This is a genomic window from Rhizobacter sp. P3_B12 (genome assembly GCF_056402895.1).
On the sequence record NZ_JBFUGN010000251.1, the window covers coordinates 1 to 7,202 of the forward strand.

Here is a 7,202-nt window from a genome sequence, read left to right on the forward strand (position 1 = left end):
TCGCAGTGGAGTCGGTGCCCCCGGGGCACCGACCGCCCCGGCATGAGCCCCCCGGCCAGCCCGACACCCGCCGCGACACGCAGAAGCAACACATGAAACGCCAAACCCTCATCGCGGCCACCATCGGAGTCGCAGCACTGATCGCCTTCCCACTCGGCATCGAGAACCCGTACTACATCCACCTCGTCGAGACCATCATGATCTACGCGATCGTGCTGTTCGGCCTCGACATCGTCGTCGGCTACACCGGGCAGGTCTCGCTCGGCCATGCCGGCCTGTTCGGCATCGGCGCCTACACCGCCGGCGTGCTCGTGATGAAGCTCGCCGCCCCGCTGTGGATCACGCTGCCCGCCGCGATCGCCGTCACCGCGGTGTTCGGTGCACTGCTCGCACTGCCCGCACTGCGCGTCACCGGCCCCTACCTCGCGATGGTCACGCTCGCCTTCGGCACCATCGTGCAGATCCTCATCAACGAGATGAGCTTCCTCACCGAAGGCCCGATGGGCATCAAGCTCGAGAAGCCGATGCTGTTCGGCCTGCAGCTCGGCGAACGCGGTTACTACTGGGTGGTCGTCGCGATGCTGGTGGCGTCGCTCATCGTGGTCCATCGCATCCTGCGCTCGCACCTCGGCCGAGCGTTCGAGGCGCTGCGCGGCAGCCCGGTCGCGTCCGATTGCATGGGCGTCTCGGTGTACCGCTACAAGGTCTATGCCTTCGTGATCAGCGCGGGCCTGGCCGGCCTGGCGGGTTCCCTCTACGCCTACTCCGAGCAGTACATCTCGCCCAACACCTACAACTTCGAGCTGACGGTGATGTTCCTGCTGGCCATCATCATGGGCGGGCGCAAGACGCGCAGCGGCGCGCTGCTCGGCGCCGCCATCATCGTGATGCTGCCCAAGCTGCTCGACGACATCGAGCTGTTCCGCTGGGTCGCGGTGCTGATCGCGATCGGCGTGGTCGCCGGCTCCGCCTTCGCGCTGAAGAAGGGCAAGGCCACGCTGCGCTCGGTGGCCGTGCCGGTGCTCGGCAGCATCGCGCTCGCCGGCGTGTCCTTCGTGCTGACGACGATGACCGACTGGCGGCTGTCGATCTTCGGCGTCATCACGCTGTTCGTCGTGTACTTCCTGCAGGACGGCATCATCGGCTTCCTGCGCAATGCCCTCAACTGGCACAGCCGCGTCGAGGTGCCCGCCCTCGACGCCGCCAGCGCGCCGAAGGATGCCGTCTCGACCGCCGCCCAGCACAGCGCGCCGGAGCTGCTCGTCGCGCAGGGCGTGCTGATGCAGTTCGGCGGCCTGAAGGCGCTGAACAACGTCGACCTCAGCGTGCGGCGCGGCACCATCCACGGCCTGATCGGCCCCAACGGTTCGGGCAAGAGCACGATGATGAACGTGCTGACCGGCATCTACACCCCCACCGGCGGCACGCTCGCGTTCGCCGGCCGCTCGCTGGTCGGGCGCACCTCGGCCGACATCGCGCTGTCCGGCATCGCGCGCACCTTCCAGAACGTGCAGCTGTTCGGCGAGATGACGGCGCTGCAGAACGTGCAGGTCGGGCTGCACCACACCTTCCGCAGCCACCTCGTCGACGTCGCCGTGCACACGCCGCGCTACCGGCGCGAAGAACGCGCCGCAGCGCAACGTGCACTCGCGCTGCTGGAGTTCGTCGGCCTCGCGGACCTGGTGCACGAGGAGGCGCGCAACCTGCCGTACGGCAAGCAGCGGCTGCTCGAGATCGCGCGCGCGCTCGCGCTCGACCCGCAGCTGCTGCTGCTCGACGAACCCGCCGCCGGCCTGACCGCGCCCGACATCAAGGAGCTGATCTCGATCATCCGCAAGATCCGCGAACACGGCATCACGGTGATCCTGATCGAGCACCACATGGACGTCGTGATGAGCATCTGCGACACCGTGTCGGTGCTGGACTTCGGGCAGAAGATCGCCGAGGGCCTGCCCGCACAGGTGCAGGCGGACGAGAAAGTCATCGAGGCCTACCTCGGTGGCCAGGCGGCCTGAGGACCACGACATGCTGACCATCCAGAAGCTCGAAGCCGGCTACGGCAAGGTGCAGGTGCTGCACGGCATCTCGATCGAGGTGCCCAAGGGACAGGTCGTCACGCTGATCGGCTCGAACGGTGCCGGCAAGACGACGACGATGCGCGCCGTCTCCGGGATGATCAAGCCGAGCGCCGGCGAGATCAGCCTGAACGGCCAGCGCATCGACGGCCTGGAGTCGTACCACATCGCCAAGCGCGGCCTCGCGCATTCGCCCGAAGGCCGGCGCGTGTTCGCGACGATGACGGTGACCGACAACCTGACGCTCGGCGCCTTTCCGCGGTTGACCGGCAGCCGCCCGCGCGGCGACGTGAAGGCCGACCTGGAACGCGCGCTGGAACTCTTCCCGCGGCTGAAGGAGCGGCGCGAGCAGCTGGCCGGCACGCTGTCGGGCGGCGAGCAGCAGATGCTCGCGATGGCGCGAGCGGTGATGCTGAACCCCGAGATCGTGCTGCTCGACGAGCCGTCGATGGGACTCGCGCCGATCCTCGTCGAAGAGGTGTTCCGCATCATCGCGCGGCTCAAGAGCGAAGGCGTCACGATGCTGCTGGTCGAGCAGTTCGCGGCTGCGGCACTGAACGTCGCCGACTACGGCTACGTGCTGGAGAACGGCCGCATCTCGGTGCATGGCCCGGCCGAGCGGCTGAAGAACGATCCGGCGGTGAAGGCGGCGTACCTGGGCGGTGGGCACTGAGTCAGGTGCCGATGTCGCTGTTCACGGCACGCAACCACATGCGTTCGATCTGTTCGGTGTAGTTGATGGGGAGCAGGTCGACGTCGGGGTGTTCTCGTGCATAGACACGGAAGAGTTCGTCGGCGAATGCTTGTCCGATCTCCGCGACGCCCTCGAAATCCAGCATCACTCTCTTGAAGCGGTCGAACCGGGCGATCAGGCGCTTGGCCTGCGAACGAGAGATCAGTTGCTCGTCGCCGTACTGCGCGAGTTTCATCGGCACCACGGTCTTGTTGAAGCCGAAATCCTCGGGTGCGTCCATGTATTGCTCGAAGACACTTCGCGCCGTGCGAGTGCTGTCGAGGGCGATTCGCATGCGGATCGTGGTCCCGTCGGGAAAGACGCCAGGTTCCTCCAGCAGCCAATCATGCGGGGCCGCGTCATCGTGGCTGAAGTACAGGTTGTTGGCATCGATGGCGAAGCTGTCGAACATCCGGCTCGTGAAGAAGATGCCCTCGCCTGAGTGCTTGCTGGGATCGGTTGTCAACTTGCCTTTGGCCAACTCGAGACGCGCGAAATCTGATACCGCTCGCAATACAAGCGGCTCAAGTCGCGCGGGTGCTCCGTCACGTCGACCGTGACTTGGCGAATCAGATCGTCGAAGGCAATGAAGCGCGGCGCAGCCATGGCAGTGCCAAGTTGTTAACCTTGCCGATCATAGTTGTTAATCTCTCGAGTTCAGCCGTCGATGCTCAGCAGCAACTGCGTGGGCGTGTAGGTCGGCGTGACCTTGTAGCCGGTCACCGAGATCGTGCTGAACCTGCCGCGCAGGCTCGTGCCCTTGAGCACGCTCAGGGTGTCGCCCATGCTCGGGGCGAACCCGGGCTTGAAGGTCACCGTCAGCGTGCCGCCCGTCAATGTCACCGTGCCGCCGGCGCTGATGCGACCGGCGCCCGCATCGCCGACCTGCAGGGTCAGGTTGGCGCYGCCCAGCACCGAGAGCGCCCCGCCGATCGACAGCGTGGACGGTGCGCTGCAGACGAGCGTGCCGGCGCCGACGAAGACGTCGCCTGCCCCGAGGGCGGTGGCCGAACCGGCCACCAGCGAGCCGCCCGCGATCTCCGTGCCGCCCGAGTAGGTGTTGGTGCCGGCCAGCGTCAGGGAGCCCGTGCCGGCCTTGGTGAGCTTGCCGGCGCCGGAGATGTCGTTGCGCCATGCGTCCGCGGCACTGAAGCCGCCGAGCGATGCGTCCATGCCGACGGTCACGTCGCCGTTGAATGCGCCGTAGCCGTCCGCGGCGGCGAACAGGTTCAGGCGGCCCCAGCCCTCCTTGTCATCGAGCCCGGGGTGGCCCGACGGCAGCGCTGTGGTCTTCAACACCACGCGGCGCTGGCCCGCATCGAGATACGGCAGCCGTGTTTCCAGCAAAGCTTCGGCCCCCTTGGGAACCGTGGCCGCCTTGCCGGTGTCGCCGATCGGTGGGAGCCCGTAGGTGAGGCGACGCAGGTAGTTGGCCCGGCTGGCGGCGCGATCCGCGAAGCGATCGGTCGACGTGTCGGCCGAGTGTGCGAAGGCATTGAGCGCGTCGGCCGTCGTCACGCCCGCGGCGGCCATCAGCGTGCCTTGCGCCTGGGACCAGGCGGCCTGCTTCAGCGCGGCGTTGGCGGGGTCCACGATGTTCGCGGCCGCCGAAGCCTGGCCGAGAATGCGCCCCCCCATCACGTCGAGCGGCGAATGCATGCCGGCCAGGATGCGGTTCTCGCCGAGCTCCAGCCCGCGCGCCAGCAGCTCCTGGAAGCGCTGGGGAAACACGTAGGCCATGGCCATCGCATCGCGCGTGGCTTCTGCGGAGTGGCCGCTGATGTAGCCGCCGTCGGTGGCCGGCGTGGTGCTCTTCGCCGGCACCAGGGATGGGGCCACCACGACGCTCGTGCTCCAGCGCCACGGCCTCGCGTACTTGTAGAAGCGCTTGGCCGGCTCGGTGGAGGCATTGGTGCCGATGGCGCCGATGAAGTCGACGACGCTGCCGAAGCTGGCGTTGCCGCTGCCGCCCACGCCGATGTTGTTGCCGCCGTCGTTGTAGAGCACGCTGTTCGCGTCGGCCGCGATGCTCGAGATGGTGGTGGTCTGCTGGGCGGCGGTGCGCCATGCGTTCGTCAAGGGACCGAGGCCGTCGGTCACGCTGTAGCCCTTGCCGCGCCGGTCGTCGAGGTAGGCCGCCAGCTCCTGGGCGGCGGTGCGCCGGGACGTGAGGTCGACGACGTACTGGATGTTCGCCGCGTGCGTGCCGGTGCTGAGCACCGTGCCGTCGGTGGCGTCGGCCGGAAGGCCGCTCCAGTTCGACGCCACGACCGTAGGGAAGCTGCCGTTCGCGGCGGCGCTGGCCCCCGCATCGACGATCAGCGTGCTCGGCTTCCAGATGTCGAGGAAGCCCGCGACGGCGCGCACCCCGGCGTTCGTGTCCAGGGTTGCATAGCGGGCGTCGCCGCGCTGGTTCGTGTAGGCGAAGTCGACGAAGGGCGGCACCGCTTGTGCATCGGCCACGGGTGCGGTGTCGGCATGCCCCAGGCCTTGCGGTGCCGGCGGGGCGGAGACGGTTCCCCCGTCCGCAGGGCCACCGTCGCCACCGCCGCCGCACGCGGCCAGTGCGAAGAGGGAAGCGATCGATGCGGCGATCAGCTGGCGTCGGCGGGGGAGCGGGTGCTGCATGGGGAGGTCGTCCGTTGAAAACCGGCGGACTCTAGCGACGCCTGATGAAAGCTCGATGACGCTCCTCTCGCGGTTGTCAGTCTCTGCCTTGCACCAGCAGCCGCCGCAGCGTCGCCCACAGCGCGTCATCCCTGAACGGCTTCGCCATGTGGTCGTCCATGCCGGCGGCCAGGCTGCGCTCGCGGTCGCCGTCCATCGCGTTGGCGGTCAGCGCGACGATCGGCGTGCGCCGGCCATCGCCGGCTTCCTGCTCGTGCTCGCGCATGCGGCGCGCCGCCTCGAAGCCGTCCATCAGCGGCATCTGGCAGTCCATCAGCACCAGATCGGGCCGGCGCGCCTGGAACGCGGCCACCGCCTGCTCGCCGTCGCTCACCACCTGCACCGACAGCCCCAGGCCCTGCAGCGCCGCCTCGGCCACCAGCGCGTTCACCGGGTTGTCCTCGGCCAGCAGCACATGGCCGCTCAGCAGGCGGCCGCTGCGCTCGCCGGTCGCGACGGCGGGCTCGGCCGGCGCGTCTTCCGGCGCCGTCGGCAGCGCGAGCGTCAGGCGGAAGTTCGAACCCTCGCCCGGCACGCTGGTGCACACCAGGTCGCCATCCATCGCGCGCGCCAGTTCGCGCGCGATCGTCAGGCCCAGGCCGGTGCCGCCATAGCGGCGGCGGAACGAGTTGTCGCCCTGCTGGAACGCATCGAAGATGCGACCACGGTCGACCGCCGCGATGCCGACGCCGGTGTCGCGCACGTCGATGCGCACCCGCCCGCGCACCGGGTGGTGCTTCGCGATCACCGTGACCGAACCGGCCTCGGTGAACTTGATCGCATTGCCGAGCAGCTGCTGCAGCACCTGGCGCAGCCGTGCCGCATCGCCCACCACCAGCGCCGGGCGCGTCATCGACAGGCGCGCCTGCAGCAGCAGCCCGCGCTCGCTCGCCGCGGGGGACGACTGCGCGACCACGTCGTCGATCAGCTGCGCGAGGTCGAAGCGCTGTTGGGCGAGCGCGATCGTGCCGCCCTGCAGGTGCGAGAAATCCAGGATGTCGTTGATCTGCGCCAGCAGGTGCTCGCCGGCGCGCTCGATCACGTCCCATTGCGCGGCGGTCGGCACCTCGGGCTGGCGCCGCAGCAATCGCGCAAGCCCGAGGATGCCGTGCAGCGGCGTGCGCATCTCGTGGCTCATCGTCGCGAGGAACTGGCTCTTCACGCTGCTCTGCCGCTGCGCCAGCGCGAGCGCCTCGGCGCGCTCCTCGGCGATGCGGTCGGTGGTGTAGCGCAGCCGCAGCAGCTCGCGGATGCGCAGCTCGGCGCGGCGCGCCTCCCACAGCATCAGGCCGAGGAAGAGCAGCACGCCGATCGCGATGAACATCCCGGCCCGGGAATCCTGCAGCACCTGCACCACCACCACCGGCAACAGCAGCGGCACCAGGAAGGCCGTGCACGCCGACGACGCGGCCTGCAGCACGAACAGCGCCACGGCCGACACGCCGACCAGCGAGGCCACCATCAGCGCGACGATGTCGGGGTGGTGCGGCGGGCTCAGCCACGCCACCGCCAGGCTCCAGACGAAGCCGTCGACCGCCAGCACCGCGAGCAGCCGGCCGCGCCATGGCCGGCTCGCCGGCTCGGCCTGCGCGAAGAAGCGCTGGCGCAGCAGCAGCCGCACGCCGGAGACGGTGCAGCGCATCGCGAACCAGACCGCCAGCTGCAGCGGCGTGTCGTAGGGGAGCAGGCCCCAGCACACCAGCAGCGCGAAGGGCACGCCGGTCATC

General features: G+C 69.0%; 5 protein-coding genes. 2 read left to right on the forward strand and 3 right to left on the reverse strand.

Annotated elements, in window-relative coordinates:
- Nucleotides 1-92 precede the first annotated feature (92 nt).
- Both AC1D01_RS14975 and AC1D01_RS14980 read left to right on the forward strand, forming a co-directional pair.
- A complete protein-coding gene (locus AC1D01_RS14975) occupies nucleotides 93-2,015 on the forward strand; it encodes a branched-chain amino acid ABC transporter ATP-binding protein/permease (RefSeq protein WP_477867516.1) in 1,923 nt (640 codons plus the stop codon).
- Between the two features lie 10 nt (nucleotides 2,016-2,025).
- Nucleotides 2,026-2,748, forward strand: coding sequence for an ABC transporter ATP-binding protein (locus AC1D01_RS14980; protein WP_477867518.1), 723 nt, complete (start codon nucleotides 2,026-2,028; stop codon nucleotides 2,746-2,748).
- A gap of 1 nt (nucleotide 2,749) precedes the next feature.
- On the opposite strand, the gene AC1D01_RS14985 is transcribed toward AC1D01_RS14980, so the two are convergent.
- From AC1D01_RS14985 to AC1D01_RS14995, 3 genes are all read right to left on the reverse strand, one after another.
- The gene (locus AC1D01_RS14985) at nucleotides 2,750-3,289 is read right to left on the reverse strand and encodes an STAS-like domain-containing protein (protein ID WP_477867520.1); all 540 of its coding nucleotides are present in this window, start codon (nucleotides 3,287-3,289) and stop codon (nucleotides 2,750-2,752) included.
- A 176-nt stretch (nucleotides 3,290-3,465) separates the two neighbouring features.
- Nucleotides 3,466-5,436 carry an acid phosphatase gene (locus tag AC1D01_RS14990; protein ID WP_477867522.1) on the reverse strand — a complete coding sequence of 657 codons (1,971 nt, stop codon included), beginning with the start codon at nucleotides 5,434-5,436 and terminating at the stop codon, nucleotides 3,466-3,468.
- 76 nt (nucleotides 5,437-5,512) lie between these two features.
- Nucleotides 5,513-7,202, reverse strand: a 1,690-nt coding sequence (locus AC1D01_RS14995; RefSeq protein ID WP_477867525.1) for an ATP-binding protein, incomplete at its 5' end; no start/stop codon positions are given.